Source organism: Streptomyces sp. Edi2 (assembly GCF_040253635.1).
Lineage (GTDB): Bacteria > Actinomycetota > Actinomycetes > Streptomycetales > Streptomycetaceae > Streptomyces.
The window spans coordinates 1,284,580-1,311,275 of record NZ_JBEJGX010000003.1 but is presented as its reverse complement, the minus strand read 5'-3'; the positions used below and the strand labels follow the sequence as shown (position 1 = coordinate 1,311,275).

Genomic DNA, 26,696 nt, shown 5'->3' with positions numbered 1-26,696 from the left:
TTATGCCTTGATCTCGTCCATCAGCATCCGAAGCGTCAGACTGTGCTTCTCCGGCGGAAGGCGGTCCATCGCTGCCTTCGCATAGGAAACACCCCCCGTCTTGTCTCCCGACCGGGCCAGCATGAGCCCACGGTGCATCTCCAGATGCGTCGCGAACCGGGGGAGGGAAACGGGCAGCTCGCGCTGTGCAGATTCCTGCGCCTCGACGGCTCCCTTCTCGTCGCCGAGACGGGCCAGGAGAAGGGAGAGAAATACGTTCATACGCCACCACGGAACGGCGTAGTCCGACGTCTGCTCATACGACGCTGCCCGGTCGAACATCCGCCGGCCATCGTTGGCCAGCTTGTTGGCGCGTCCGTGGTCGCCGCGGATGGCTGCGGCGTGGGCGGCACCCATAATGGCGTTCAGCCGTCCCTGCGACGGCTTGTCGGAGATCTGGAGCGCTTGCTCCGCCAGCACGTCGGCGACACCGAGCGACGCACCTTCGTACCCAAGCGCGATAGCCGCGCGTCCGCGTACCCAGACGCGTGTGTGCTCGTCGCCGGACCGGTCTGCCATCTCGGCAGCCATCCGGTACCAAGACACCGCCTTCGTGCCGTCGGAGCCGGGAAAGGTCTTGGCGTACAGCGTGGCGAGACGCGCCGCCACGGACCACAGCCGGGGCGTGTCCAGCTGCTGCTGCACTGTCACGAGTTCCCCGGCCACGCGACGTTGAATGTCACCGGCACCCATCGACATGTAGTCAGTGCCGTACGCCGCTAGCTTGCCCTCCCAGTCGTCAACGGAGGGGCCTCCCTGCAGGCGTGCAGCGAAACCTGCGCTCAGGAGATCAGACGCAACGATCGGTGCTATGGCTGTTGCTGCCACATCGGAGATGAATGTCCGTCGGTTCACTTCACCCTCAAGTACGGCTAGTGGGACGTCTAGCACGGCGGACAGGTGGCGGAGGTGGTAGCCACTGGGCGTGATCTTTCCGCGTTCCCAGCGACTCACGTACTCTCGCGTCAGGTTGACGCCGAAGCGCTCGTTGATCGCGTTCGCCAACCCGCCTTGGCCCCATCCTCGCGCCAGGCGTAGGTCCCTGATCAAGCACCCAATGCTCATAACCCCATAGTGCCCCTACTTATGCCACTAGGCCGCCACTCTCCGCGCTTCGATAGTTACAGCATGACCGAGCCGAAGAGGGGGATGTCGCCCCCGGTACACCTGCCGGATCCGTACGCCCTGAACACAACGCCGACCCCGGGCTGCGACATCTGCGGCGCGTTGGACAGACAGCGCCAGACAGCACGGGACCAGGGAAGAGCCGCTGACGCTGCGGCGGCCGGAATCGAAATCGCCGGCCACCCGCACAAGGGGCGGAGGCGGAAATGACGACGGCACACGACGACCTGGAGCCGCAGCACGATCGGATAGACGACGTGCTCCTCAACACCTCGCTCGTCCGCCCGTACGTGATTCCCGGCGTGACGTACGTGCCGGCGTCGGAGGCCGTCAAGCCGTGCCCGTTCCCGTGCGACTGCTGTAGGTGGGCGGGGCGGCAGTAAGGCGCCGCTCTCCTTAGACCCCCGGCGTTGCAGTGCCGGGCGTGCTCCTCACGGTGGGCCTCACCCAACCCCCGACGGCCCCAGTCCCCCTGATGTGCTCCGGGGACGAAGAGGGGAACACGAAGCGGTCGCCCGGGATTTGGTCGATCACCGGGCGACCGCCCATAAGTTCCCGCGCCGGTATCCCTGACGTCTCGGTTCATCGGGGCGGGTCAGCAAGAAGAGAAGAGCCGTCCCCGACCGAATGCCTGGACAGCGATCACGGTCGGGGACGGCAGTCGTACGACACAACTCGAAGAGAGGCCGCACGTGTTAACGGTAAGCGATCTGATCAGTCCGGCAGCGTACCTGAGCGTCGTCGGAACCGTGCAGGACGCCAACCCTGGCATGGCAGGGGGCATGGCTCAGCGCATTACGGACGAGGGATTGAAGTTCGTCGTCGCCTGCGCCACGACCCCCGACGCCGCCCTGGCGCCCTCCCGCGTCGTCGACGAGGGGTGGCACGCGCTCATCCTCCACACCAAGGTGTACGAGGAGCTGTGCGTGTCGCTGGGCGACTCCGTCCACCACTACCCCGGCTACGCCCCGGACAACTACGATCCGCTGATTCTGGTGCGCACGCAGGACGCCATTCGCGCCGCCGGCTATGACGTCGACGAGGAGCTGTGGGGAGCCCCGACCGGGGATCAACTCGTCGCGGTCGCCGCGAAGTGCCAGCACTCCCCGTCGGACACCGGCCCCATCAAGCCCATGCCGACGCCCCGTCCGCCGTGCCGGGACAAGCCGTAGCCAGCATCTGCCACACTCGGAGCGTCGATAGGAGGCCCCATGGCTGAGTTGATCAATAGCCGGTACGCCGCCCTGGTGGCTGCCTACCGTGAGGCTCAGGAAGAGGAGCAGGAGGAGACAACCCCCGTGCGGGGCTTCATCTTCCCCGACGCCGAGCCCCGCAACGCCGATTGACGCAGCACCCCCGAAGCCCCGTTCGTGCGCCCCGCGGACGGGGCTTCGTCGCGTCTGCTGCCCGCGACCTGCAAGGTCGGGGGTATGCGAGGGTGTTCACTCCATTAGGGTGATCGCGTACTGCATGGCGTGCATGGCGGACTCCGTACGGTGCGAGGGAGGGTGCTCAGCGGGTGGTGTCCGTGCCGGGCGTGACCTGTGTGGCGAGCAGGGGCAGCACGCCCCGTACGGCCGCGTCGAAGGGCGCGGTGTCATCGGCGGCGCGGGCCAGGACGTAGCCGCCCTGGACGACGGCCGCGACGGTCGCCGCGGTGGCCGACGGGTCCAGTCCGGGGGCCAGTTCGCCACGCTGCTGCCCCTCGGTGAGGACTTCGCCGATCCGGCCCTGGAGCCAGCCGAACATCTCGTCCAGCGGTTGCCGCAGCTTGGCGCTGCGCACCACATCGCGGTCCTGTGTCATCCGGCCCACGGGGCAGCCTCGCAGCACCTCCCGCTCGCGCAGCAGATAGCCCGCGACCCGGTCGTACGCCGTGCCGGGGGCGCTCAGGGACTCCTCGGCGGCTCCCTTCATGCCCTCTGCGGTGCGCCGGATCGCTGCCAGCGCGAGGCCGGACTTGCCGGTGAAATGGTGGTACATGCTGCCCTGGCCGACGCCCGCGCGCTCCAGGATCGCCTTGGGACTGGTGCCGACGTACCCGCGCTCCCACAGCAGCTCCTGGCAAGAGAGGGAAGCCGCGCCCGGAGCGGGGCGCGCACGACCGAGCGGCCGGAGCAGGCGGCGGGTGCGGTGCAGGGACGAGCGCAGGGGCCGCCTCGCGTACTCCCCAGGTCGTACGGAAGGAGCCGCTGGCCGTATGACGACCGGCGGCCTCCTGAGGGCGAGGCTCGAAGGAGACCGGCCGAACACCGGTTTTCCCCGGCGCCGGGGACCTCCGGCGCACGTTCCCTCGAGGAGCTGATCGCGATGTTCGAGCTCGCCGAACCCTGGACTGGTGGCGGCCCGGGCCCAGGCCCCTGGATCCTGTTCGTTCCCGTCCTCTGGGCGCTGGTCATCGTCGGTGTGGTGACGCTGCTGCGCCGCACCGGGCGGCGCCATGGCGGACCCGGCGGGTGGTTCCGCGGCCCGCGGTACTCCGCCTCCGTCTCCGCCGACGTGCCCTCACCCCTCGCCGTACTGGGCAGGCGCTTCGCCTCGGGCGAGATCGACGAGGAGGAGTACTGGCGCCGGCTCTCCGTCCTGGAGGAACACTTCGGCGCGGGCTCCAAGGGAGGCACGACGTGACGTCGGCAAGGGAGGCACGGCGTGACGTCAGCAAGGGGCGCGCGGCATGAGATCAGCGGGCCCGCCGCGGCCCCGCCCCGTCAGCCGACCTTCGTGCCCCGTATCCGCGAGCGCGGACCGGTCGCCGTGCCGGCCGCGGCACCGGCCGCCCTAGCGGTGTCCTCCAGTGGCAGGGGCTCCAGGTAGCCACGGACCGTAAGGGCCTCTTCGGGGGCGGTGGTCAGGGCCGGAAGAGTGAACCACACGACCTTGCCGCCGCCGGTCGGCCGCGTTCCCCAGCTCTCGCTGAGTGCCGCGATCAGCGCCAGGCCGCGACCACAGGTCTCCCAGCTCTCCGCGACCCGGATCCGCGGCAGCCGCGGATCCTCGTCATGCACCGAGACCGTCAACTGATCAAGAAGAACGCGCAGTTCCACGGTGCACTGCTTGCTGGGGCGGGCGTGCCGGTGGACATTGGCGAGGAGTTCGGTCACGCCGAGCGCCGCCGGATCTATCAAGGCGTCGAGATGCCAGTACCGCAGCTGCGCGGAGACGATTCTGCGCACATGTCCGATGCGAGCCGGAACGGCTTGGAGCTCCACCGTGCAGTGCCTGCTGGGCTGCCTGATCACGACCGCGACTCCCTGATGAGGCCGGGCGCCCCTCTCACCGGGTCTCACCGGGCAGGGGCGAAGATCGGATCCAGCGATGCCGGCTGCACCATAACTGCACCACAACGTCACCGCTGGTGAACCCTCAGTGATACGAGTCCAGGGTCGGTCAGCCGGTGCGCTCCCGCAACCGCACCTCCGCGTCCAGGGGGCCCCGTCAGGTGTGTTGCGGCCGCGCCGCCTCCAGGGCCTTGAAGAACAGTTCCGGGGTGCCCAGGGTGAGCGAATAGCGGTGGCCGTTGAGTGTGGCGAGCGCCCGGTCCCGCGCCGCGAACAACGGTTTATGGGCCTCCACGGCCTGCAGCGGGGCGCTGTCGATCTCCGTGCCGTAGCTGGTCAGCAGTACCAGCCTGCCGTCCGAGATGACGACCTGTCCGGCGCGGGTCAAGGACCGCAGCCATCGCTCGATCCGTACGCCGGTCGCGTTGAACTCGGGTTCCGCCATGCCGGCACCTCCTCGGTGAGACGGGCAGTTGCCCTCCACCGCCCCTTGAGGGGAAGTCTGCCGGTGCGGCGCCCGTCGCACCAGTGCCCCTGGCGCGCACAGCGTGCAACGACCCCGCCACACGACCTCCTTGGGGTATCTCAAAGTGATGTTTATGCAGGTGAGAAGCGTGCGGACGGTGGTTATAGTCGGAGTCCGCCCGCCGTTGTGCGCGGGCCTTCGAACCCCAGAGGAGCGCGCCGGTGAGCACCGCACAGCAGCCGCAGAGCCGGCCTGACCAGGAGGCCGTGGCCGGTACCCCGATGCCGGGCGAGGCCGTGGCCGGTTCCCCGGTCTCCGACGGGCCCGTCGCCGGGACCGTCCCGGGAACCCCGATGCCGACCGTGGACGGCGACCGCACGGATCCGGCCTACCGAAGCTGGCTCAAAGAAGCCGTCCGCAAGGTCCAGGCGGACGCCAACCGCACCGCCGACACCCACCTCCTGCGCTTTCCGCTGCCGGAGGAGTGGGGCATCGACCTCTACCTCAAGGACGAGTCGACGCACCCCACCGGAAGCCTCAAGCACCGGCTGGCCCGCTCGCTGTTCCTCTACGGGCTGTGCAACGGCTGGATCCGGCCAGGGAAGCCCGTCATCGAGTCCTCCAGCGGTTCCACGGCCGTGTCCGAGGCGTACTTCGCCTCGCTCATCGGGGTGCCGTTCATCGCGGTGATGCCGGCCACCACCAGCCGTGAGAAGACCCGGCTGATCGAGTTCCACGGCGGCACCTGCCATCTGGTGCAGGATCCGCGGACCGTGTACGAGGTCTCCGCCCGGCTCGCCGCGGAATCCGGGGGGCATTACATGGACCAGTTCACCTACGCGGAACGGGCCACGGACTGGCGCGGCAACAACAACATCGCCGAGTCGATCTACCAGCAGCTGCGGCTCGAGCGCTATCCCGAGCCCGCCTGGATCGTGGCGACCGCGGGAACCGGCGGCACCTCGGCGACCATCGCCCGCTATGTCCACTACATGCAGTACGACACCCGCGTCTGCGTCCCCGACCCGGAGAACTCCTGTTTCTTCGACGGCTGGCTCACCGGCGATGCCCAGAGCGACTGCGCCACCGCCTCCCGTATCGAGGGCATCGGGCGGCCCCGTATGGAACCGAGCTTCGTGCCCGGCGCGATAGACCGGATGATGAAGGTGCCGGACGCGGCCAGCATTGCCGCCGTACGGGCCCTGGAGACCGCGATCGGCCGCAAGGCGGGCGGCTCGACCGGCACGGGGCTGTGGAGCGCCCTGAAGATCGTCGCGGAGATGGTCGCCGAGGGGCAGCGGGGATCGGTTGTCACCCTGCTGTGCGACCCCGGTGACCGCTACCTCGACAAGTACTACTCCGACGACTGGCTGGCCTCCCAGGGGCTGGACATCACGCCTTACGCGCGCACCCTCGACATGTTCCTGGCCACCGGCTCCTGGCCCGTCTGAGGGCGGGGCGGCGGCGTCCGCCGGCCTGAGCCCGTTGCGCGGGATCCGAGCCGGGGCCGCGTCAGGTTCCGGCGAGCCTGCGGTCCAGGGCCCGCGCCGACTGCCTGAAGGCGCGGCCCAGGCCGGGCCTGGCCAGCGTCAGCAGGAAGCGGAACGGCGCCGGGCCGTCCGCCGCGAACATCCACCGCAGCCGGGTGCCGCCGTCCGCGGGCGTCAGCCGCCAGTCCTCCAACAGGGCCCGTATGCCCGGGGCGTTGGTGGTGTCGACCCGGTAGGCGTAGTGCACGTCGGGCTCGGCCGCCAGGACCGTCTCCGAGAAGCGGGTGCCGCCGGTCAGCCATACCTCCCGGCCTCCGCCGCCGTGCGTCGGCGCCGACCGCGCCACGCCCGTGAACCAGCGTGACCAGCCCGCCACATCGTCCGCCAGCGCCGCATACACCGCCTCCGGCGACGCGGTGACCTCCGCGGTGAACACCAGCCGCAGCGGGGCGGATACGGCGAAGTCCAGCTCGACGGGGCGGAGTCGGCGCGCCATGGGACGAGCACCCCCTACGGGACGGTCGGCGGGTCTGCACCGTGCACGATAGCTGACGATTTATCAGATGTCTGTGGCGGCCGGGGGTTCGCCCGCCACCACCAGCTCCGGCGGCAGCTCGGCGAACTCCGCCCGCGCCTCGGCGGACAGTCCGGCATCCGTCACCAGCACCTCCACCTGATCCAGCGTCGCGAACGAACTCAGGCCGACCGTGCCCCACTTGGTGTGATCGGCGACCACCACCACCCGGCGCGCGGACCGCACGAAATGCCGGTTGGTCTCCGCCTCCGCCAGATTCGGCGTCGACAGCCCCGCCTCCACCGATATGCCGTGCACCCCGAGGAAGAGCACATCGAAGTGCAGGGAACGGATCGCGGCATCCGCCACCGGGCCCACCAGGGTGTCCGACGGCGTACGCACGCCGCCGGTCAGCACCACCGTCGCCGCGCCCGCCCGGGGACCCGCGCCGCCGCTGGCCGCCGCCCGCTGTGCGCCGTAGAACACATCGGCCACCCGTACCGAATTCGTCACCACCGTCAGATCCGGTACGTCCAGCAACTGCTGTGCCAGCGCGAACGCGGTCGTGCCGCCCGCCAGCGCGATCGCGCTGCCCGGTGCCGCCATCTCGGCCGCCGCCTTGGCGATGTCCTCCTTGGCGCTCAGCTCCAGCGCCGACTTCACCTCGAAACCGGGCTCGTGCGCGCTGGGCTCGCTGACCGGCACCGCGCCGCCGTGCACCTTCTCCACCAGGCCCTGGCGCGCCAGGGCGTCCAGATCACGGCGGACCGTCATGTCCGAGACGTTCAGCTTGCGGGTGAGTTCATTGACCCGCACCCCTCCGCGCCGCCTGATCTCGTCGAGAATCAGGGCCCGCCGCTGCTCCGCGAGGAGGTTCTGGTTGTCGCTCACCCCGGCCCGTCCCTTCCGCCCCGGCTCGTCGTGTCGGGTCGTACGTGCTGGCTGCCGCCTGCGATCACTGGTGCCCTCATCCTCGCACGACGCACTGACAGCGAGGCTGATGACGGAGGAAGCGAGGACCGGTGGCCGGTGTGGGTGCTGGATGTGCTCCGCGGGGGAAGAGACAATCCGGGGGCGCGCATCCGGCGCCGCGCCGCGCTGCACCGCACGGCCCCACGCCGCACCGCACCGCAGTGCACGGCGCCGCACCGAACCGTACCGATTACGGGGCACGACCTCAGAGCACCATCTCAGGGCACGACGTTCAAGATCTCAGGGCACGACGCTCAAGCACGAGGTCCAAGCACGACGTCCGAACACGACGGCCGAGCACGACTACGGGGGACAACAGTGGAGACCGCGGAACCGACACCGCACGCGCGCCCAACGGACCGTGAGAGCACCGCAGACGGGCCACCGCCCGCCGCACCGCCGCACCTCTCCCTGGAGCTGCTGGTGCACGGCGTCGGCGGCACCACCGCACAGGAGATGCTCGGCGACCCACGCGTCCAGCTGATCACCGGCGACGACACCGCCGCCTGCTACCGCCGCACGGACGACGCGGACGCCGAGCAGCGGCCCGACGACTACCGCGGCGAGCCGGTCCGTGAGGCGTACTGCTGGTCCAACCTCACCTCGGGCAACGGAGCCCGTGCCCTGTGGCTGCTCCTGGTGCCCTTCATGGTCGCCAACCTCGCCCACTGGATGCGCCCGGCCGCCCCGCCCGAGCACCCGGCCCAGCGGCTCTACGACCTTTTGGTCCGCATCCTCGCCCTCACCCTCACCGTCCTGCTCGCCGCCGCGGCCTGTGAGGTCGCCCTCGACCTCACGGCCTGGCAGTGCGCCGGCACCACCGTCTGTGCCGCGGGCAAATCCTGGATGGGCTTCCTCAGCCCCGACAACTCCGGCTGGTGGAGCGCCCCGGGCCGCCGCCTCGCGCTCGCTTCCATGGTGCCGCTGCTCGTCATCGGCTTCCTGTGGTGGCTCTCCCGCCGCACCTGGAGCGCCTACGAATCCGCCTCGCCGCCGCCCCGGCAGCCCGGCACCTCCCGCGACACCCCGGTCGCCGAACGCACCGCGCTCAGCCTCGACGGCTTCTGGTACGGCCGCCGGCTGGTCGCCCGGCTGCGCGCCGCCCACACCACGGCCGGCGTGCTGACCATCGCCGCCGTCCTCCTCGGCGCCGGCGCACAGGCCGACGGACACGACGGCGACACCGCCCTCGCGGTCACCGGCCGGGCCCTGACCGCCGTGGTCATCCTGCTCGCGGCCGCCACCGTCGTGGTCGTGTGGCGCACCGCCCGCAGCGAGGCCGTACCGGACGACGAATCCGACCATCTGGTCGTGCGGGCGCTGCCGTTCGCCGCCCTCGGTGCGCTGGCGCTGATCGTCGTGCACACCGGCTGGGCGCGCCCCGGAGTCCACAGTCACGGCGCCCTGCCCGGTGCCGCCGCCTTCGGCGGGATCGCCGTCCTCCAGGGCCTGTTGGTCCTCGCGCTGGCGCTGACCGCCTGGGTCCTGCAGCGCTCCGCCCCCGACGACGCCCGGACCGCCCTGTGCGGCATGGGCGGGCCCGCCGTCGCCCTGCTGGCCTGCGCGGTCGGCGGGGTGCTGTCCGGGGGAGTGGCGCAGCGGTTCGCCGACTGGCTGGACGGCGGGGCGACGCCCGGCCAGGACCACGCGCCCATCCCCGGACCGCCGGTGCTGCTGTCCTGGCAGGCCTCGGTCATCCCCGTCCTGCTGGTGGTCGTCGCGATCGTGGTCGTGCTCGCCGCCGTCCGCGTGGTGATCGTCGGCGGCCGGGTGGCCAAGGACGTCCCCGGGCTCTACGACCCCCGCGAACATCCCGACGAGCGCCGCACGAAACGGATCGCCGGCACCATCGCCGGCGCCGGGCTCACCGACTCCGCACCGATCCTGGTCGCGGCCACCGCCGCCGTCACCCTCGTCCTCGGCGCCGGCGCGGTGGCCGGCGCCTGGCTCAGCGACCGGGCGCCGGGCCGCGCCACCGAAGGCGCGCCGCCGGTCGTGCACGCCGCCGCCGAGACCGCGGAATCCCTGGGCTCCTGGCTGATGAGCGCCGGCGTCATACTGCTGATCACCATGGGCCGGCGCGCCTACCGCGACCACTCGGCCCGCCGCACCATCGGCATCCTCTGGGACGTCGGCACGTTCTGGCCGCGCGCCGCCCACCCCTTCGCACCGCCCTGCTACGCCGAGCGCGCCGTCCCCGACCTCACCTGGCGGATGGCCACCTGGACCGAGCGGTTCGACGGTCGGCTGGTGCTCTCCGGGCATTCCCAGGGCAGTGTGCTGGCGGCCGCAGCCGTCTGGCAGCTGGACCTGGTCACCCGCAGCCGGGTCGCGTTGCTGACGTACGGCAGCCCCCTGGAACGGCTCTACGGACGCTGGTTCCCCGCCTTCTTCGGGCCGCCCGCACTGACCGGACTGCACCGCCAGATGGACGACTGGCGCAACCTGTGGCGCTTCACCGACCCCATCGGCGGCCCGATCCGGCTCACCTGCGACGACGGCCGCCGGATCGACGAGGGCCCGCTGCGCGACCCGCTGGCCTTCGGCCGTACCCTGCAGAACCCGCTGCCCGCCCAGATCCTGGGCCACGGCGACTACCAGGCGGACCCGGTCTTCGGCCGGGTGCGCGCCGAGCTGATCGCCCGGCTCGGTCCGGACCTGCCGGGACAGCGGCCCGCCGACGACTGCACGGGCCGTCAGGCTGCCGACGGCCATGCCGACGACGGCACGGCACGCGGGGGCGCCGACGACAGCGCGGGACGCCACGCCGCCGACGACCGTGCCGACGACCGTGCCGACGGCCGTCCCGCTCAGGGGAGTTCGGGCAGATCGTCCGCGTAGAGCAGGCAGAGGTCGTCGGTGCTCGGGGCGGCCAGCTCCGCCACCCGCCCCGCGTGCCGCTCGACCATCGCCTCGAAGGTCTGCCGCGCGGTACGGCCGTTGCCGAACGACGGTCCCTTGGGCAGCGCCGTGAAGTACTTCAGCAGCGCCTCGCCGGTCCCCTCGGCGAGGCGGTACTCGTGCTCCTCGCCCTGCTGCTCGACGATCCGCAGCAATTCCTCGGGCGCATAGTCGCCGAAGGTGATGGTGCGCGAGAAACGGGACGCCACGCCGGGGTTGACCGCCAGGAAGCGCTCCATCTCCGCGGTGTAGCCCGCCGCGATGACCACCACGGCCTCCCGGTGGTCCTCCATCAGCTTCACCAGGGTGTCGATGGCCTCCCGCCCGAAGTCCCGTCCGGAGTCCTCGGGGGAGAGGGCGTAGGCCTCGTCGATGAACAACACCCCGCCGCGTGCTCGGTCGAACGCCTCCTGGGTGCGGATCGCCGTCGACCCGATGTGCTCGCCGACCAGGTCGACCCGGGACACCTCGACCAGATGCCCGCGCTCCAGCACCGCCAGGGACGCCAGGATCTCGCCGTACAGCCGCGCCACGGTGGTCTTGCCGGTGCCGGGGGAGCCGGTGAACACCAGGTGGCGGCGGACGGATGCGGCCTTCAGGCCCGCCTGCTGGCGCCGGCGGCCCACCTCGATCATGTTGATCAGGCTGCGGACCTCACGCTTGACGCTCTCCAGCCCCACCAGGGTGTCCAGCTCGCCCAGCACCTCGTCGGAGGGCCGGCTGCTGACGGCCGGTTCCGGGGCGGCCGGGGCAGCGGGCGGCGGGAGCTGTGCCGGGACGTTGCCCAGCAGCCCTGCCGTCTGCGTGACCTGCTGCACCACGGGGGCCGTCACGGCACCGGCGGCCGGTGCCTGCACGGCGCGGCTCTCGTCGCTGGTGCAGTCCTGGACCGTCGGCCCGTCGCCCTGCCCGGCGCCGCCCTCGGCGAACTCGTAGCCGCCGCGCGCGCACCGCTCCGTACGGCACCGGGTCAGCGCCGTACGGCAGCCGTCGATCACATGGAAGCCGAACCCCGAACTCCCGGTGACCCGGCAGCCGTGGAAGGTGCCACGGCCCTCCGCGGAGACGTAGAAGCCGGCCTCGGCCGGTGAACTGACCGTGCAGCCCTCGATGGTGGGGTCCGCGCCCTTGGTGACGATGACCCCGGTCTGCGCTCCGTCGATGGTGCAGTTGGCGAGGGTGCCGCCGCTGCCGTGGTCGCGGAACCACGCACCGGTCGCCGCGTCCCGGATCCGGCAGTCGTCGAGCTGCACGGTCGCCCCGTCGCTGACCGACACCGCGGTGTTGCGGACCTGGGCGAGGTCGCAGTCCACGACATCGGCGCGGGAACCCCGGTCCAGCACGAACAGGGCGTCCGGCACATCGTGCACCCGCGTCGAGTCCAGCAGGGCGGTGGCACCGTCGCTGACCCATACCGCCGGATAGTCGCCCGTACTGTCATGGATCTCGCACTGGTTGGCATCCACCCGCGTGCCCGGGTCCCATACGGACAGACCGTTGCGTCCGAAGTGCCGCACCGTGCTGCGGGTCAGCGTCAGCACCGAACGCGACCGCAGATCGACCGCGTTCTCCGGGATGTCGTGGATATCGCAGTCGGCGAGCGTGAGTACCGCATCGGTGTCCAGGGTGACGCCGTCGGCGGAGGTGCGGTGCACCGTGCAGTCGGTGAAGTGGCCGGTGGCCCGCGCGGCCACCTGGATCCCGGCGCCCTTGATCTCGTACAGCTCGCAGCCCACCGCCTCGACCGCGCTGCCCTCGCCGTTGACCGACAGACCGGCGCCCGAGGCATGGTGGATCCGGCAGTTCTCCAGCCGCGGATGGGCCCCGCCACGCACCGCCACCCCGGTCTGCCCGGCGGCCATCACCTCGCACTCCTCGAAAACGCCGCCCGCGCCGTCCAGGACGCTGATGCCCACCCCGCCCGCGTTGTCGACCGTGCAGCGCCGCACCGTCGGGCGGGCGCCCCCGCGGACCTCGATCCCGGACGCCGAGCGGGTCACCACGCGCAGGCCGGTCAGCTCCGGGGCGCCGTCCTCCACCAGCAGCGCGGGCGAGGCGGAGTCCGTCGCCTCCAGATGCAGATCGTGGACGGTGGCCGAGGCACGTACCGTCAGCGCCACGCCGTCGGCCGGGGCGATCCGCACCGACCCGCGTGCCCCGTCCGGGCCGCGCAGGGTCACCGCGCGCACCAGCACCAGATTCTCGCGGTAGGTGCCGGCCGGGACGGTCAGCACATCGCCGTCCCCGGCGGCCTCCAGGGCGGCGGCGAGCGAGCTGTACTCCCCCGTGCGGCGTCGCCAACGCGACGTTCCGGAGTGCGTCACCTGGACCGAGCCCTGTGCCATGGCGCTGTCGTGCCCCCACCTCGTGTGGCTGTTGTCGGCCCGGCACCATCCGTCCGCGGATGTCCGCTTTCGGGTCTGCGGGGCCCCAGCCGAGAGGCTGGCGCCACCACCGTAGCGCGCCCGGCGGGCGGCAGTTGACACGGTCAGCCGCCTGGAAAGGCAGGCCCTCAACTCCCCGCGCCGGCCCGGCCCCAGTCCTGTCCGGCGCGCTCCCACTCCTCGTCCCAGCGGCGGAAGCGGTGCACCATCAGCTGCCAGACGACCATCCGCCGGGCACCCTCGATCATCATGCCGACGCCGGCCGCGGTGCCCAGACCGGCCAGCACCGCATGCGTGGCCGCCGTGTCGGTGTCCATCGGCCGCGGCACCACCCGGCCCCGGCCGTCCGTCCAGATCCGGAACCGCTCACCGGGCTCCACCGGGCGCGGAGCGGCGAGCTGCCCGAGGCGCGCAGTGCCGTCCGGGGCCGTCCAGCGGGCGAGGACCCGGCGGTGCGCATCGCGCTGCGACGAGGTCTCGGGATCGGGGTCGAGCGGGGTCCGGGTGATCAGCCGGTCGACCGTCACCCACTCCAGATGCCGCTGCTGGTGCTGTATCCGTACGGTCGTCAGCAGCGCGCCGTGTGCGGCCCGTCCGGTGAGCCAGCCCACGGAGGTCGCCCCGAGGACGATCAGCACGGCGGCGGCCAGCGCCACCCAGGCCTCGATCCGATCGGTCCGGCGCCACAGCGGATTGTGCCGCCGGCGCCATACACCTCTCATCGCTCGCATCGTGCCCCCTCTCCGTGTCCGTGGATACCTCATCAGGGGTGGTCCACGCGAGAGTTCTGCGAAGAGCGAGCAACTTCCCCCCGTACAAAGAGCGACAACCGGACGTATGACGCATGTCCGGGGGCCCGCGGCGCGACCGCGGGGCGGCCACGGCGAACGGTCGCGCGGGCCCGTCAGCCGAGTATCTCGAACGGGTCGCCGACACGGATCGTGCCGGCCCCGCGGGGGATCAGATTGCGGCCGAAGAGCAGCCGGTCACCGAAGCGGCGATGCCGGGCGAGGGTGCGCAGCGGCTCCTTGCCGCGCTCGGCGGTGCACTGGTCGGTGGCGGTGACCACGCAGCGTGCGCTGGGCTCGGCCGCCTCGAAGACCACGGTGCCGATGCGGACCCGCCGCCAGTCGTCCTCCGCCCAGGGGGCGGTGCCGTCCACCACCACATTGGGCCGGAAACGGTTCATGGGCAGCGGCCCCTCGTCGGCGTGATCACCCTGCGCGACAAGGGAGTTGAGGGCATCCAGCGACGAGGTGGTCGTCAGCAGCAGCGGGAAACCGTCGGCGAAACTGACCGTGTCACCGGGCGCTCCCCAGCCCGGGGCGAGGGGCCGGCGCTTCTCCGGGGCGTCGAGATACACCAGCCGGCACTCGGCGCCGAGATACCCGCCGAACCACGCGTCCGCCGCCGGACCGGCGGGCACCGCCTCGACCTCGTCCTTCCAGACCTCGACCGGGACCGTCTCCCCGGAGGCGGGCGCCTCGACCGTCAGCGGCTTCCTTCCGGGCGCGGTGCACCGCAGGCCGCCGCCCGGCAGCCCCTCGGCGTGCGCCAATGCGAGTGTCCGCTGCTGCCGTTGCGTGATCATCCTGCCCGCCGCGTCCACCAGCATCCAGCGTCGGTCCCCGGCGAGCCCCCACGGCTCCACGACCGCCTCGCCGGGACCGGGCCCCGCCAGTGCTTTGACCGGGTAGAGATGGATCGACTGGAGCGCAGGCTTGGGCATGCCATCCATCCTGCCAGCGGCCTCGGACAGTTGACCGACCGGCCGGGTCAGTACCCGCGCGGATACTGCCGGCCGTACGGATCGTCGTACGGCGAGGCAGGCCGGGGCGCGACCGGAGCGGCCGGGCGCATCGCCTCGTACCCCGTGCCCATGGGCGGGCGCTGGGGCTGCTGCTGTTGCGGGGACTGGTAGCCGCGGCCGCCCGTCTGTTGCGGGGACTGGTAGCCGCGGCCGCCCGTCTGCTGCGGGGACTGGTAGCCGCGCCCGCCCGCCTGCTGCGGGATGTACGGCGCCGGAGCCTGCTGCAGCGGGGCGACCGGCTGCGCGGCGGCTCCCGGATAGCTCTGCGCGGGCGACGGGTAGGAGGGCGCGGCCGGAAGGGCCGGCAGCGCCGACGGGAGCGCCGGCAAATAGGACGAACCCGTCTCGTAAGGGGAGGGGTTCACCCGGATCGGGGCGATCTGCGGCGTACCACGTTCGGCGACGAGGCTGTCGTAGATCGGGGTGTCCGGGAAGGAGGGCGAAGCGTAGTAGCCGCCGTAGGTAGAGCGGGGGGAGGTCATGCCTCATAAGTTAAGCCCACGATGTGCCGATTGGGGAGCCTGGAAAGAGGGTTGTTTTGCGTGTTCGGAGCGGCTCTGGAGCACCAATGGGAGCGAACTTGTGGAAATCGGTCGCGATCGCCCGTAGGGATCGTGTAAAGACCCCGCTTCTCGCAGGTGAACAAGGGACGTTCGGAGCGGTTCGGGCCAAGTAGGTTGGAGGGGCCACCGGAGAGGGGGCGCGGCGGACGAGAGGAAGGCGCGGCGATGTCGATGCTCAAGGGCAGCAATGTTCCGGTCCCGGCCCCACAGGTCCGGGTGGAGCTGGGCTGGCAGGCCGCCCCGGGGACACCGGACGTGGACGCCTCCGCCCTGCTTCTGGTGTCCGGAAAGGTCCGCGACGACGGAGACTTCGTCTTCTACAACCAGGCCGCGCACGCCTCCGGTGCCGTGCGCCATGACGGCAAGCGCTCGTCCGGCGGTGCGATGACCGACTCCCTCACCGTGGCCCTGGCCTCGGTCGAACCCGCCGTCGACACGGTGGTGCTGGCCGCCTCCGCCGACGGCGGCCCCTTCGGGAGCGTTCCCGGCCTGCACATCCGGGTGCTGGACGCGGCGAGCGGCGCCGAGATCGCCCGGTTCGACAGCCGGGACGCCGGCCCCGAGACCGCCTTCGTGCTCGGCGAGCTCTACCGCCGCCAGGGTGCCTGGAAGTTCCGCGCGGTGGGGCAGGGGTACGACACCGGCCTCGCCGGACTGGCCACGGACTTCGGCATCAGCGTCGAGGAACCGGCGACGCAGCAGTCGGCGACGTCGGCCGCGGCTTCTGCCCCGGCTCCCGCCATGGGCACTCCGCCGCCCGCGCCGGCTCCGGCCATGGGCACTCCCTCGCCCGCACCGCCCACCCCTCCCGTTCGTCTGACAAAAGTCACCCTCACGAAGGACGCCCCCGCCGTCTCGTTGACGAAGCAGGGCGGCACCGCCGGGGCGATGCGGGTGAACCTCAACTGGAGCGGCGGCTCGGCGGGCAAGCGGCTCGGCAAGACGCTCGGCCGCAAGGCGATGCAGGCCATGGGCGCCCGCGGGCCGCTGCTGCCCCCGTCCGGCGAGCTCGACCTCGACCTGTGCGCGCTCTACGAACTCACCGATGGCGCCGCCGGTGTGGTCCATCCGCTCGGCAACAACTTCGGTGCCCTGCACGCCCCGCCGTTCATCCAGCTCGACGGCGACGACCGCACCGGCGCCGCCGCGGCTGGCGAGAACCTGACCATCAACCTCGACCACCAGGCACGCATCAAGCGCATCCTGATCTTCGTCACCGTCTACGCCGGCGCCCGCAGCTTCGAGGGCCTGAGCGCCACGGTCACCCTCCAGCCCCGGCACGGTGCCCCCGTCGACTTCTCGCTCGACGCCTGCACGGTGCCCTCCACCGTCTGCGCGCTCGCCCTGATCACGAACACCGGCAGCGAACTCGTCGTCCAGCGCGAGGCCCGCTACCTCGTCCCCGAGCCCGGCGTCAGCCCGCAGCGCACCGTCGACCACGCCTACGGCTGGGGCCTGGACTGGTCACCGGCCCGCAAATGACGCCAGGACCGGGGGGACCGGGGGCCGGGAGACCGGGGGCGTTCAGGGCGCCGGATACGTCCGGCCCTTCCAGGCTGCACCGCGCCCCCGGTAGTGCTGAACCGCCGAGTCCACGGTCATCAGCAGATACAGCAGCGCGGTGAAGGGCAGCAGCGGCGCCCACCACGCCCGCTGCCCGTAGTAGCGCAGCATCGGCAGATACGTCCCGCACATCACCGCCCAGGCCGCCCCGCCGAGCGCGGCGGCCGTCGTGTCGCCGTCGGCCAGTCCGGCCACCAGGACGCCGGGCGGCGCCAGATACACCAGCGCAAGACCGAGGACCGTGCCGAGCAACAGCAGCGGCTGGTGCAGCAGTTGGGCGTAGGCGCTGCGCGAGACCATCCGCCACAGCTCGGCCAACCGCGGATACGGCCGCACGCTGTCGACCCGGTCCGCAAGCCCCAGCCAGATCCGCCCGCCCGTCGCCCGCCGCCGGCCCGAGCCGAACTGCAGCGCGAGGCCCCCGTCCGATCGGGAGCGCTTCACCGCACGGGCCAGCGCCACATCGTCGATCACCGCATGCCGGATCGCCTCCGGAATGCCCGCCCGCTCCGCCGCCTCCCGCCGCAGCAGCACACAGCCACCGGCCGCCGCCGCGGTCCGCGCCCCCGGACGGTTGACCCACCGGAAGGGATACAGCTGCCCGAAGAAGTACACGAAGGCCGGCACGATCAGCCGCTCCCAGAAGGTCACCACCCGCAGCCGTGCCATCTGCGACACCACATCCAGGTCCGCCGACCGGGCCGCCGCCACCAACTCCCGCAGACTGTCCGGCTCGTGCGCGATATCCGCATCGGTCAGCAGCAGGTACTCCGGCGCGACCCGCTCCCGCGCCAGCGCGATCCCCTGGCGTACGGCCCACAGCTTCCCCGTCCACCCCGGCTCGGGTTCGCCGGGCGAGGACACCGTGAGCGGCAGCCCCCCGCGCGCGGTCGCCAGCTCCCGGGCCAGTGCGCCGGTCCCGTCCGTACTGCCGTCGTCGACCAGGAACACCTCCGCCCGGCCCGGGTACTTCTGCCCGAGCAGCGACGGCAGGCTGTCCGGCAGCACCGCGGCCTCGTCGCGCGCCGGGACCACCACCGCAACCGACGGCCAGCGCTCCGGATCCCGGCGCTCCGGCAGCCGGACGTCCGTCCGCCAGAAGAAGCCCTGTCCCAGCAGCAGCCACACCCAGGCCAGCAGCGACCCGGCACCGATCCACTCCATCGCGCTCACGGCGGCAGTCTGCCGCACCACGACCGGCGCGCATGGGCGATCGGGGCGGTGTCACGGAACCCGGCCCGGGCCGGGGCCGGCGGGACGCCTGCCGCTCACGCTCTGCCCCCGGCGGGCCGCCCGCCCGCCGTGCCCGGTATGACAAGCCGGACGCACAACTGAGTAAAGTGTCCGGGTGAAGATCGCGCTGATGGACTCCGGGACCGGGCTGCTCGCGGCGGCCGCCGCCATGCGGCGACTGCGGCCGGACGCTGATCTGGTCCTCTCCTCCGATCCGGACGGTATGCCCTGGGGGCCCCGCACCCCCGAGGACGTCACCGCGCATGCGCTGGCCGTGGCCCGCTCCGCGGCGGCCCACCACCCCGACGCCCTGATCGTCGCCTGCAACACCGCGTCCGTGCACGCACTGCCGGCACTCCGCGCCGAACTGGAACCCCATGTGCCGGTCATCGGCACCGTCCCGGCCATCAAGCCCGCGGCAGCCGGTGGCGGCCCGGTCGCCATCTGGGCCACCCCCGCCACCACCGGCAGCCCCTACCAGCGGGATCTGATCGAGCGGTTCGGGCAGGGCGTGGAGATCACCGGCGTACCGTGCCCGGGGCTCGCCGACGCGATCGACGCCGCCGACGAGGCCGCGATCGACGACGCCATCGCGGCCGCCGCGCAGCGCACCCCGCGGGACGTACGCAGCGTCGTCCTGGGCTGCACCCACTACGAACTGGTCGCCGAACGCATCCGCGCCGCGCTCCAGCAGCCCGCTGCCCCCGCGCTCGTCCTGCACGGCTCCGCCGAGGCGGTCGCCGCCCAGACGCTGCGCCGCATCGGTGCCGAGCCGGCGCCGGCGGCCGCCCCGACCGGCGCCCTGAGCGTGATCCTCAGCGGCCGCCCCGCCGGACTGCCGGCCGTGGCGCTCACCTTCGCCGAGGGCCGGCTGCTCGCCGAGAGCCGTACGGACATCGCCTCGGGGACCCCGGACGAGGGTGCCCCGGACGGGGGCACCGCGGCCGCAGACGGGGTCGCCCCGGCCGCCGACGGGGTTGCCGCGGCCGCCCGCCGCTGACACCGGCCATGACTCGGCGATGACATCGATCATGACGTCGGCGGTGCCGCACTCCGGGCCGTGAACGGCCGTCCGACGCGCTGCCACAGCGTGCAAAGACGCGTACGCTGCGTCTCATGAGGGACCACCCCCACGAGGGGGCAGCAGCCCCCGACGACTCCGGCACGACCGAGGGCGCCGACAGCGGAGCGCGACCCACCAGCGGCTCCCATGCGGAGATCCCCGAGGTCTGGCACGGCAGTGCCACCAACCGCGTCCAGTGGCTGCTGGCCGCGGTCGGTGCGGGCTGTCTTGCGCTGGGCATCGAGCTCGCCGTCGAGAGCAACTGGACCGCGGGCCTCGCGCCCCTGGTGATGTCGGTGGTCGGCTGTGTCGCGGTCGGCCTGCTGGTGCTCTTCGGCACGCTCGCCTACGTCCATGTCGCGGTACGCATCGACAAGGACTGGCTGGAGGTGCGGTGCGGCCATATAGGGGTGCCACGCCGCCGGATCCCCCTCGACACCGTCGTCGGCGCCGATTTCACCCCCCAGGTCACCCCGCGCCACTGGGGCGGCTGGGGCTACCGTTGGCGCCCCGAGCAGGGCACGGCGGTGGTCGTCCGCCGCGGCGAGGGCGTGGTGGTGCGGCTCGGCGACGGACGCGACTTCACCGTCACCGTCGACGACGCGGAAGGCGCCGTCCGGGCCATCCGCGGCCGGCTGCGGCCGCGCAAGGGGACCCCGGCGGGCGCCTGAACACCGGCGAGCGGGCCGGGTCAGCGGCCCGGTTCCCCCGGCACTGCATGCGGCTCGTCCCCGGGGCGGCAGGTGGGTCGTCCCTGGGGCCGCAAGCGGCTCGTCCGCGGTACCGCGCGCGGCTGTCCCCGGGATCGCACCTGGCCCCGTCCCGGGCACAGGGGGTCCGTCAGGGGTGTCCCGTAGGGTCGGAGCATGGCAACCCCCGAATTCATCCGCGACCTCCGGAACTCCATCGGCCGGCAGCTGCTCTGGCTGCCCGGGGTGAGCGCGGTCGTCTTCGACGACCAAGGCCGCGTCCTGCTCGGCAAGCGGGCCGACACCGGTGGTTGGTCGGTGATCGGCGGCATCCCCGAGCCCGGCGAACAGCCCGCCGAGACCGCGATGCGTGAGGTCTACGAAGAGACCGCGGTGCGGGTCGTGGCCGAGGGCGTCGTCCTCGTCGAGACCATGCCGCCCACCCGCTACCCCAATGGCGATGTCTGCCAGTTCATGGACGTGACGCTGCGCTGCCGGGCGGTCGGCGGCGAGGCGAAGGTCAATGACGACGAGTCGCTGGACGTGGGCTGGTTCGCCGTGGACGCCCTGCCGGAGCTCGAGGAGTACGCGCTGACCCGCATCAAGCGGGCGATGGAGGCCGGGCCGACCTGGTTCCACACGATGGAGGCGGAGCCCGAGACGGGGGCGGCGGCGGAACCGGAGGGGCCTCAGGCCTGAGGAGTCTGCCCCGTGGGCGGCCCGCAGCGCTTCGGGGCGGCTCCTGGATTCGTTGCTCCGGCCGGCTTCCTGCCTCCGGCGGTCTTCCTTCGTTCGGCCGAGTCCTCCTCCGGCCGAGTTTCTTCCTCCGGCGGGGAGACGGCGGGGGAGAGAGCCCCGGCAGTTGCCCCGGCGGCCGGAGGGCGGCCTACAGCTCCTCCGTCGACGGCTCGTCCATCGGATCGGAGGGCTCACCCGGGAGCGAGGGCAGCTGCGACCCGTTCGGTCCATCCGGTCCGCCGGGTTCCCGGGGCGACCCCGGGGCGGAGGGCTGATCGGCCGGCTCCTCGGTGTGCATCTCCCGCTTGTCCTTGCGGCAGGTCGTGATCCAGGTGCCGGTGGGGCCGCTCTCGTACTGGCAGAACCAGCCCCGGACGGCCAGGGTGCCCCGGTCGTCCCGGGCCTCGTGCGGCGCCCGCACGAAGAACTCGGACATCACCTGGCGGGCCTCGTCACAGCCCACGGTGCCGCCGGCTCCGGGATCCGCGTAGAGGACGACGTCCCCTGCTTTGCCCAGTGCGTCGTCGAGCTCGCCGCAGTCCATCGGTTGCCCGGGGATGGTGGGGGAGGCGGAGCCGGCGCCCTCGTCCGGGGTTCTGCCCGGTGCCGGACCGTTGCCCGCGGCGGACGATGCCGCGGCCGTCGGGCTCCGGTCGTTCTCCGCGTCGCCGCAGCCCGCCGCGGCCAGGGCGAGCAGCACCGTCGGCACGGCGATGAGCCTCCGCATGTCGGTCTCCCTCGGGGCGGCGGTGCGCGGATGGGGCGGCGGTGCGCAGACGGCACGCTGCGTCGTCCGACGCTAGGGGCCCACCGGGGCGCCGGCGATCCGGGGCGACCGATCGGGTGAAGTGGGCGGGCGGTCGGGAGCGGCGGCTCGCGGCTCGCCATGGCGGGTGCGGATGAGGTGCGGGCACCACATCTGACGTGAGCCGCTACGCCTGATGTGGTCGCCACGCCTGACGTGGGCCGCCACATCTGACGTGAGCCGCCACATCCGTGGGCCGCCGCTGCCATCTCCGGCCCGAGCAGTATCGCGCCGGGGCGCATCGGAGCCGGACCCGTCCGCCCCCTGCCTAGGGTGCGGACATGACAGTGATCGGAACCCCAGGCCCGGTATCCCTCGACCTCGACGGCCGCACGGCGCTCGTCACCGGCGCGGCCAGTGGCATCGGACGCGCCTGCGCCCTGCGGCTGGCGGCGGCCGGCGCCACGGTACGCGCGGTGGACCGCGACGCCGACGGCCTGGCCGCCCTCGTGGCGGCCCACCCGGACGGCGCTCGCGGCAGCATCGAACCCCGGCCGTTGGACCTCACGGATCTGGATGCGGCCGAACGGGCCGCGGCCGGCACCGATCTGCTCGTCAACAACGCGGGCCTCCAGCTCGTCCGCCCCATCCAGGAGTTCCCGCCCGAGGTCTTCCACCAGGTGCTGACCGTGATGCTGGAGGCGCCCTTCCGGCTGCTGCGGGGCGCGCTGCCTCATATGTACGCGCAGGGCTGGGGCCGTGTCATCAACATCTCGTCCGTGCACGGCCTGCGGGCGTCCCCCTTCAAGTCCGCCTACGTCGCGGCCAAACACGGCCTCGAAGGGCTGTCGAAGACCGCCGCCCTGGAGGGCGCCGCGCACGGCGTCACCAGCAACTGCCTCAACCCGGGCTATGTCCGCACCCCGCTCGTCGAACGGCAGCTCGCCGACCAGGCCGCGGCGCACGGCATCCCCGAGGAACGCGTACTGACGGACCTCCTGCTTGCCGACTCCGCCCTCAAGCGGCTGCTCGAACCGGAGGAGGTCGCCGAGGCCGTCGCCTACCTCTGCACTCCCCAGGCCTCCTTCATGACGGGCACCTCGCTGGTGATGGACGGGGGTTGGACGGCGCATTGACGGAACTGCCGCGCACCCTCGACGCCTGCTTCGCCTGCGGGATGAGCCCGGCCCGCGTACCAAGGACGCCCTGCATGCCCATGTGAACACCGTCGCCCAGTGCCTGGAGCGGGTGAGCCGGCTGCTGCGACCCGAATGGCAGACAGACACCGGCACGCTCCCCGGAAATCCAACCGGCGCTGCGGCTGCACCAGCTGTCCGCCGCAGTGACGGGCGATACCGGCGGGTAGACGGGGAAGCCGCTCCGCGCCGGGCCCGCGGCCGGTCGGTACCGATAGCCGCCTCCGGGTGCGCGCCGCCGCGACCTGCGGCAGCGTGGTGGCCGAAGCTTCCCCCCTTCCCACCGCACAGAGGAGTTCGTCATGGGTGACAAAGGCGCCATGGACAAGATGAAGGGCAAGGCCAAGCAGAAGGCCGGCAAGATCACGGGCGACGAGCGCATGAAGAGCGAAGGCCGTACGGACGAGGCCAAGGGCAAGGCCAAGGGCGCGATGGGCGACGCCAAGGAGAACATCCAGGGGATGAAGGACTCCCTGAAGAGCAAGAACCACTCCTGACGCCCGGCGGGGGCGTGGCGGACCTGCTGCCCCGTCTCCCGGAGCGTCCCCGGGCCCGCCACGCCCCCGCCGAACATCAGGTTCCCCGGCCCCTCGGCCGTACCCCTCAGGACGGTACGGCCGACGATGCCCGGCCTTCCGCCGCTCCCGTGCCCTTCGTATGGAGCGGCCCGGCCGTCGCCGTGCCGCCCACCGCAGCCGAAGCCCCGGCTGCGGGTTTCGCGCGCCAGGCCCACCGCGAGCGGCGTCAGCGCCCACCGCGAGCGGCGTCAGCAGGGCCGCGGCGATGACATACAGGGCGATTGGCGTCGGGCTGTCGAAGCCGGCGAGCGGCGCGGCCCCGAGCGGCGTGGTCGCGAGCGGCGTGGTGGCGAGCGGCGTGGTGGCGACCAGCGCGACCGGTGCGGTGGCGACCAGCGGGGCGGGCGCACCGGCCCGTGACCGCGGCCCGAGCCCGGGCCAGGAGGGGCGTCAGCCCGACCTCACTCTCCCCTTCATCACTCTCCCCTCATCGCGTCATAGGCTCTTCGCCATGGGAATCTTGCTCGCAGTGGTGTACATAGCGGTGGGAGCCGCCGTGCTGTTCGATGTCGGCGGTCTGATTCGCCGCAGATGCGATCGCCTGCAGAAGAAGGCGGCTGAGCGGCACCGCGAAATGCTCTGGGCACACGGACGCGTCGAGACGCCTTACGTACCCCAGCCATTTTCCCGGCCCGGGTTCCTCCGCGCTCTGGGGCTGCCCATCGCTCTCGTGGGCGGCCTGCTCCTCTTGCTGCATCTCGACTGACCACTCGTCAATATGGGTGTGGAGGGGACGGTGAAGCCGACCACTCCACGGTTCAGGGAACGTAGCAGCCATTTCCCGAGCATTCCTCCTCATGGGGCGACCCCGCGCACACTCAGCAGACACCGGCTTCCTATGCCCCCTCGCTCGTTGTCCCCTCACCTCAGCCGCGCAGAAATCAACGAGCCCGGCCTAATGCCATGAATGCAATCGATTCGGCACCATTCATGCTCCAATATCCGGGTCATGCCTGATAGCCCGCCTTGGCAGGGGGAAAGAACACGTGCGTTCCCCAGCGCCCGATCCTGGCCTCGCCTGGCGGTAGGACCGTCCCAGCGAAAGGACATGCAGGATGTCGAATCACTTCACCGGCCTCAGTCTTGGCGCACCGCTCGGGGACCAAAGGCTCGACCTCTGTGACCTCTACGCTTTTCAGTCGCCCACTGACCCGGCGAGGACGGTGCTCATCCTCAACGCAAATCCGAATGCCGATGCTTTGCATCCTGATGCCATCTATCGCCTCAACATCGACAATGACGGCGACTGTCTTGCCGACATGGCGTTCAGTTACGTGTTCTCTCCACCGCAGGACGGCCGTCAGACCTTCAGCGTCTTCATGGCGACCGGCGAGGAGGCCCGCTCTGCCGAAGCCGTCGGAAAGAAGGTCGTCACCGACGCGGACGTGTCGTTCGGCACCACGGCAAACCGCTTCACCGCCGGCCCCTACACCTTCTTCGCCGGCAGTCGCAGCGACGCCTTCTTCTTCGACTTCGACGGGATCAAGAATCTCTTCGATACCACCGGCGGCAGAAACTTCACCGCGCCTCATCTCGGTGGCACATCACCGTGGACCGGTGTCGACTCCAACACGGAAGCCAACGTGTTCTCGACGGTGGTGGAACTGCCGACGAGTGAGCTCCGGGCCGATCCCGAGATCCGTATTTGGGGCCGGTGCAGTGTGCGGAAGGACGGCCGGCTCGTCCACGCCGACCGTGCGGGTCACCCCTCGGTCAGCAGCTTCTTCAACACCGACGAGACGAAGGAGGAGTACAACGCCAGTGAGCCGGTGAACGATCGCGAGCGTTGGACCGACCTCTTCGTCCATCTCATGGGGCACACCGGCAACTACACACGAGAAGAAGCCATCGCGGCGATTGACGCCGACCGCATCCTCCCCGACATGCTGGCTTTTGACCCCTCGAAGCCCGCGCAATATCCCAACGGCCGCGTCTTCACCGACGACGTCATCAACTACCGGCTCTCCTTCCTCTCGAAGGGCGACATCCCTCCCACCGGCCTCACCCCCCACACCGACCTCCTGAACGAGTTTCCCTACCTCGGAAATCCACACCCCAAGGGAGGCTGACCCCACGACGATGATTCGGGTTTGGTTGTGTCGTGCCGTTGACCTCTCGACGGAGGTCGCACCCTGGTCCGATCGGGGTGTCTGTCCCAGGGCTGTTGCGATTGGTGCGGCGTTCCGCGAAGACAAGAAGGCGTCCGGTCCGGCGCCGGTTGGGGACCCTGGCAGGGACATGAGGTCCAGCGACGGTTGGGCACTCGTCGGGAATTTGAGGCCCAGTGCAGGTGGGGTACTCGGCAGGAATATGCGGGTGGTGATGTCCGTTGAGGGCGTCGACCAGCTCGTTTCTACCTGATGAGGCGTTCGATGTCGGTGCTGTCCACCGCTTCCCCTGCAAGTCCGTCACCTCACCACCATGACTTAGCCGGCCGTGCAGTCGTTCTGATCGGTGGTGGTTCGGGGATCGGGTTGCGTGTGGCCCATCAGGCTGCCGCGGCAGGAGCGAAGGTTGTGCTGGGAGGCCGTACACCGGAGAAGCTGGCTGCCGCGGCACGAGAGGTGGGGGAGGCTGCCACCTGGCAGGCGGTGGATGTGACGGACCCTCGTTCCGTCGAATTGCTCTTCCGCGCATGCGACCGGGTCGATCACGTCTTCACGACCGCGGCGTCCTACCGCGTAGGGCCGATGCTGAAGCTGGACGATGCCGACGCGGCGAGCCCCTTCACCTCGAAATTCTGGGGTCAGTACCACGTGGCCAAATACGCGGCACCCCTGCTGCCGCCCGACGGCTCCATCGTCCTCATGTCCGGCGCCGCAGGGGCGCGGCCCCCGGCGCCCGCTCCGGCGTACGCCGCGTGCAATGCCGCCATCGAAGGACTCGGACGGGGCCTCGCGGTCGAACTCGCTCCTGTGCGGGTCAACGTGATCTCGCCGGGCACCGTCGACGGCAACCTCTGGGCACAGCGACCGGCTCACGAGCGTGATGCCAGCTTTGCGCAGTACCGCAACGACACCCTGCTGCACCAGCTGGGAACCGAGGACGAGATCGCGCATGGAGTCCTCTTCCTCTTCACCAACGGCTACATGACCGGCTCGACCATCTACCCGGACGGCGGCTACACGCTGCGCTAGTTGCCGGGGCTGAACACACCGGGCGCCGACGAAGCTCGCCTGAAGTGCTACGAGTCCATCCGCGGCCCGGCGCGGCCGAGGGAGCATGCGGCGGGTCCCGGTCGGCGAGCCGTAGGGCCCCCGTCGTCCCAGGACTCCCGGTAGGGGGCGGGGCCAGCCGTGGTGGAGTCCCTTCAGCCCTCAGCGGTCTGCCACGAGTCCTTTGCGACGTT

General features: G+C 71.5%; 26 protein-coding genes. 14 read left to right on the top strand and 12 right to left on the bottom strand.

Going from position 1 to position 26,696, the window contains the following annotated elements; all coding sequences use genetic code 11:
* On the bottom strand, positions 1-1,104 hold the full coding sequence (locus ABR737_RS09175; RefSeq protein ID WP_350249689.1) for a helix-turn-helix transcriptional regulator: 1,104 nt from the start codon (positions 1,102-1,104) through the stop codon (positions 1-3).
* Positions 1,105-1,856: 752 nt separating this feature from the next.
* Between ABR737_RS09175 and ABR737_RS09170 the strand changes: the two genes are divergently transcribed.
* Together ABR737_RS09170 and ABR737_RS09165 are read left to right on the top strand one after the other, a co-directional pair.
* The gene (locus ABR737_RS09170; protein WP_502964299.1) at positions 1,857-2,336 is read left to right on the top strand and encodes a glycine-rich domain-containing protein; all 480 of its coding nucleotides are present in this window, start codon (positions 1,857-1,859) and stop codon (positions 2,334-2,336) included.
* Between the two features lie 39 nt (positions 2,337-2,375).
* A complete protein-coding gene (locus ABR737_RS09165) occupies positions 2,376-2,510 on the top strand; it encodes a hypothetical protein (protein ID WP_350249687.1) in 135 nt (44 codons plus the stop codon).
* Positions 2,511-2,676: 166 nt separating this feature from the next.
* Here the strand turns inward: ABR737_RS09165 and ABR737_RS09160 are convergent, their stop codons facing one another.
* The gene (locus ABR737_RS09160; protein WP_350256729.1) at positions 2,677-3,285 is read right to left on the bottom strand and encodes a TetR/AcrR family transcriptional regulator; all 609 of its coding nucleotides are present in this window, start codon (positions 3,283-3,285) and stop codon (positions 2,677-2,679) included.
* A gap of 189 nt (positions 3,286-3,474) precedes the next feature.
* On the opposite strand from ABR737_RS09160, the gene ABR737_RS09155 reads away from it, so the two are divergent.
* The gene (locus tag ABR737_RS09155) at positions 3,475-3,792 is read left to right on the top strand and encodes an SHOCT domain-containing protein (RefSeq protein WP_350249686.1); all 318 of its coding nucleotides are present in this window, start codon (positions 3,475-3,477) and stop codon (positions 3,790-3,792) included.
* An 80-nt stretch (positions 3,793-3,872) separates the two neighbouring features.
* On the opposite strand, the gene ABR737_RS09150 is transcribed toward ABR737_RS09155, so the two are convergent.
* Together ABR737_RS09150 and ABR737_RS09145 are read right to left on the bottom strand one after the other, a co-directional pair.
* On the bottom strand, positions 3,873-4,403 hold the full coding sequence (locus tag ABR737_RS09150; protein ID WP_350249685.1) for an ATP-binding protein: 531 nt from the start codon (positions 4,401-4,403) through the stop codon (positions 3,873-3,875).
* A 196-nt stretch (positions 4,404-4,599) separates the two neighbouring features.
* Positions 4,600-4,887 carry a hypothetical protein gene (locus ABR737_RS09145; RefSeq protein WP_350249684.1) on the bottom strand — a complete coding sequence of 96 codons (288 nt, stop codon included), beginning with the start codon at positions 4,885-4,887 and terminating at the stop codon, positions 4,600-4,602.
* A gap of 374 nt (positions 4,888-5,261) precedes the next feature.
* Here ABR737_RS09145 and ABR737_RS09140 point away from each other — a divergent pair, with 374 nt between their 5' ends.
* Positions 5,262-6,359 (top strand): PLP-dependent cysteine synthase family protein, encoded by a 1,098-nt coding sequence (locus ABR737_RS09140; protein ID WP_350256728.1) that lies wholly within the window; start codon positions 5,262-5,264, stop codon positions 6,357-6,359.
* 61 nt (positions 6,360-6,420) lie between these two features.
* Here ABR737_RS09140 and ABR737_RS09135 read toward each other — a convergent pair whose 3' ends face one another.
* Both ABR737_RS09135 and ABR737_RS09130 read right to left on the bottom strand, forming a co-directional pair.
* Positions 6,421-6,894 carry an SRPBCC family protein gene (locus ABR737_RS09135; protein WP_350249683.1) on the bottom strand — a complete coding sequence of 158 codons (474 nt, stop codon included), beginning with the start codon at positions 6,892-6,894 and terminating at the stop codon, positions 6,421-6,423.
* Between the two features lie 63 nt (positions 6,895-6,957).
* Positions 6,958-7,803, bottom strand: a complete 846-nt coding sequence (locus ABR737_RS09130; protein ID WP_350249682.1) for a DeoR/GlpR family DNA-binding transcription regulator — start codon at positions 7,801-7,803, stop codon at positions 6,958-6,960.
* Between the two features lie 399 nt (positions 7,804-8,202).
* Between ABR737_RS09130 and ABR737_RS09125 the strand changes: the two genes are divergently transcribed.
* Positions 8,203-10,725: a hypothetical protein gene (locus ABR737_RS09125; protein WP_502964298.1), complete on the top strand. Its 2,523-nt coding sequence runs from the start codon at positions 8,203-8,205 to the stop codon at positions 10,723-10,725.
* Here ABR737_RS09125 and ABR737_RS09120 read toward each other — a convergent pair.
* The 4 genes from ABR737_RS09120 to ABR737_RS09105 all read right to left on the bottom strand — a co-directional run bounded on the left by ABR737_RS09120 (position 10,695) and on the right by ABR737_RS09105 (position 15,461).
* Positions 10,695-13,130 (bottom strand): right-handed parallel beta-helix repeat-containing protein, encoded by a 2,436-nt coding sequence (locus ABR737_RS09120; protein WP_350249681.1) that lies wholly within the window; start codon positions 13,128-13,130, stop codon positions 10,695-10,697. The two genes, ABR737_RS09125 and ABR737_RS09120, sit on opposite strands and share 31 nt — an antisense overlap.
* Positions 13,131-13,297: 167 nt before the next feature.
* A complete protein-coding gene (locus tag ABR737_RS09115; RefSeq protein ID WP_350249680.1) occupies positions 13,298-13,891 on the bottom strand; it encodes an Rv1733c family protein in 594 nt (197 codons plus the stop codon).
* Positions 13,892-14,073: 182 nt separating this feature from the next.
* The gene (locus tag ABR737_RS09110; protein WP_350249679.1) at positions 14,074-14,898 is read right to left on the bottom strand and encodes an MOSC domain-containing protein; all 825 of its coding nucleotides are present in this window, start codon (positions 14,896-14,898) and stop codon (positions 14,074-14,076) included.
* Positions 14,899-14,945: 47 nt separating this feature from the next.
* The gene (locus ABR737_RS09105) at positions 14,946-15,461 is read right to left on the bottom strand and encodes a DUF6643 family protein (protein WP_350249678.1); all 516 of its coding nucleotides are present in this window, start codon (positions 15,459-15,461) and stop codon (positions 14,946-14,948) included.
* Positions 15,462-15,707: 246 nt separating this feature from the next.
* Here ABR737_RS09105 and ABR737_RS09100 point away from each other — a divergent pair, with 246 nt between their 5' ends.
* Positions 15,708-17,024 (top strand): TerD family protein, encoded by a 1,317-nt coding sequence (locus ABR737_RS09100; protein WP_350249677.1) that lies wholly within the window; start codon positions 15,708-15,710, stop codon positions 17,022-17,024.
* A 42-nt stretch (positions 17,025-17,066) separates the two neighbouring features.
* On the opposite strand, the gene ABR737_RS09095 is transcribed toward ABR737_RS09100, so the two are convergent.
* Positions 17,067-18,269 (bottom strand): glycosyltransferase, encoded by a 1,203-nt coding sequence (locus tag ABR737_RS09095; RefSeq protein ID WP_350256726.1) that lies wholly within the window; start codon positions 18,267-18,269, stop codon positions 17,067-17,069.
* Between the two features lie 184 nt (positions 18,270-18,453).
* On the opposite strand from ABR737_RS09095, the gene ABR737_RS09090 reads away from it, so the two are divergent.
* The 3 genes from ABR737_RS09090 (at position 18,454) to ABR737_RS09080 (ending at position 20,789) form a co-directional block, all read left to right on the top strand.
* Positions 18,454-19,338 (top strand): glutamate racemase, encoded by an 885-nt coding sequence (locus ABR737_RS09090; RefSeq protein ID WP_350249676.1) that lies wholly within the window; start codon positions 18,454-18,456, stop codon positions 19,336-19,338.
* 116 nt (positions 19,339-19,454) lie between these two features.
* Complete coding sequence (locus tag ABR737_RS09085; protein ID WP_350249675.1) at positions 19,455-20,072, top strand: hypothetical protein; 618 nt, start codon at positions 19,455-19,457, stop codon at positions 20,070-20,072.
* Positions 20,073-20,267: 195 nt separating this feature from the next.
* Positions 20,268-20,789 (top strand): NUDIX hydrolase, encoded by a 522-nt coding sequence (locus ABR737_RS09080; RefSeq protein ID WP_350249674.1) that lies wholly within the window; start codon positions 20,268-20,270, stop codon positions 20,787-20,789.
* Positions 20,790-20,976: 187 nt separating this feature from the next.
* Here ABR737_RS09080 and ABR737_RS09075 read toward each other — a convergent pair whose 3' ends face one another.
* On the bottom strand, positions 20,977-21,555 hold the full coding sequence (locus ABR737_RS09075; protein ID WP_350249673.1) for a hypothetical protein: 579 nt from the start codon (positions 21,553-21,555) through the stop codon (positions 20,977-20,979).
* A gap of 359 nt (positions 21,556-21,914) precedes the next feature.
* Here ABR737_RS09075 and ABR737_RS09070 point away from each other — a divergent pair, with 359 nt between their 5' ends.
* From ABR737_RS09070 to ABR737_RS09045, 5 genes are all read left to right on the top strand, one after another.
* Positions 21,915-22,709 carry a 3-hydroxybutyrate dehydrogenase gene (locus ABR737_RS09070; protein WP_350249672.1) on the top strand — a complete coding sequence of 265 codons (795 nt, stop codon included), beginning with the start codon at positions 21,915-21,917 and terminating at the stop codon, positions 22,707-22,709.
* Between the two features lie 362 nt (positions 22,710-23,071).
* Positions 23,072-23,266 (top strand): CsbD family protein, encoded by a 195-nt coding sequence (locus ABR737_RS09060; protein WP_350249671.1) that lies wholly within the window; start codon positions 23,072-23,074, stop codon positions 23,264-23,266.
* Between the two features lie 286 nt (positions 23,267-23,552).
* Positions 23,553-24,053 carry a hypothetical protein gene (locus ABR737_RS09055; RefSeq protein ID WP_350249670.1) on the top strand — a complete coding sequence of 167 codons (501 nt, stop codon included), beginning with the start codon at positions 23,553-23,555 and terminating at the stop codon, positions 24,051-24,053.
* A gap of 349 nt (positions 24,054-24,402) precedes the next feature.
* Positions 24,403-25,416: a DUF4331 family protein gene (locus ABR737_RS09050; RefSeq protein WP_350249669.1), complete on the top strand. Its 1,014-nt coding sequence runs from the start codon at positions 24,403-24,405 to the stop codon at positions 25,414-25,416.
* A 291-nt stretch (positions 25,417-25,707) separates the two neighbouring features.
* Positions 25,708-26,484, top strand: a complete 777-nt coding sequence (locus ABR737_RS09045; protein ID WP_350249668.1) for an SDR family oxidoreductase — start codon at positions 25,708-25,710, stop codon at positions 26,482-26,484.
* Positions 26,485-26,696 lie beyond the last annotated feature (212 nt).

Coding starts and splice junctions, on each gene's coding strand:
- ABR737_RS09175 (WP_350249689.1), bottom strand. CDS start 1,104: ATGAGCATTGGGTGCTTGATCAGGGACCTACGCCTGGCGCGAGGATGG.
- ABR737_RS09165 (WP_350249687.1), top strand. CDS start 2,376: ATGGCTGAGTTGATCAATAGCCGGTACGCCGCCCTGGTGGCTGCCTAC.
- ABR737_RS09155 (WP_350249686.1), top strand. CDS start 3,475: ATGTTCGAGCTCGCCGAACCCTGGACTGGTGGCGGCCCGGGCCCAGGC.
- ABR737_RS09145 (WP_350249684.1), bottom strand. CDS start 4,887: ATGGCGGAACCCGAGTTCAACGCGACCGGCGTACGGATCGAGCGATGG.
- ABR737_RS09140 (WP_350256728.1), top strand. CDS start 5,262: ATGCCGACCGTGGACGGCGACCGCACGGATCCGGCCTACCGAAGCTGG.
- ABR737_RS09135 (WP_350249683.1), bottom strand. CDS start 6,894: ATGGCGCGCCGACTCCGCCCCGTCGAGCTGGACTTCGCCGTATCCGCC.
- ABR737_RS09120 (WP_350249681.1), bottom strand. CDS start 13,130: ATGGCACAGGGCTCGGTCCAGGTGACGCACTCCGGAACGTCGCGTTGG.
- ABR737_RS09115 (WP_350249680.1), bottom strand. CDS start 13,891: ATGAGAGGTGTATGGCGCCGGCGGCACAATCCGCTGTGGCGCCGGACC.
- ABR737_RS09110 (WP_350249679.1), bottom strand. CDS start 14,898: ATGCCCAAGCCTGCGCTCCAGTCGATCCATCTCTACCCGGTCAAAGCA.
- ABR737_RS09105 (WP_350249678.1), bottom strand. CDS start 15,461: ATGACCTCCCCCCGCTCTACCTACGGCGGCTACTACGCTTCGCCCTCC.
- ABR737_RS09100 (WP_350249677.1), top strand. CDS start 15,708: ATGTCGATGCTCAAGGGCAGCAATGTTCCGGTCCCGGCCCCACAGGTC.
- ABR737_RS09095 (WP_350256726.1), bottom strand. CDS start 18,269: ATGGAGTGGATCGGTGCCGGGTCGCTGCTGGCCTGGGTGTGGCTGCTG.
- ABR737_RS09085 (WP_350249675.1), top strand. CDS start 19,455: ATGAGGGACCACCCCCACGAGGGGGCAGCAGCCCCCGACGACTCCGGC.
- ABR737_RS09080 (WP_350249674.1), top strand. CDS start 20,268: ATGGCAACCCCCGAATTCATCCGCGACCTCCGGAACTCCATCGGCCGG.
- ABR737_RS09075 (WP_350249673.1), bottom strand. CDS start 21,555: ATGCGGAGGCTCATCGCCGTGCCGACGGTGCTGCTCGCCCTGGCCGCG.
- ABR737_RS09070 (WP_350249672.1), top strand. CDS start 21,915: ATGACAGTGATCGGAACCCCAGGCCCGGTATCCCTCGACCTCGACGGC.
- ABR737_RS09060 (WP_350249671.1), top strand. CDS start 23,072: ATGGGTGACAAAGGCGCCATGGACAAGATGAAGGGCAAGGCCAAGCAG.
- ABR737_RS09055 (WP_350249670.1), top strand. CDS start 23,553: ATGACATACAGGGCGATTGGCGTCGGGCTGTCGAAGCCGGCGAGCGGC.
- ABR737_RS09050 (WP_350249669.1), top strand. CDS start 24,403: ATGTCGAATCACTTCACCGGCCTCAGTCTTGGCGCACCGCTCGGGGAC.
- ABR737_RS09045 (WP_350249668.1), top strand. CDS start 25,708: ATGAGGCGTTCGATGTCGGTGCTGTCCACCGCTTCCCCTGCAAGTCCG.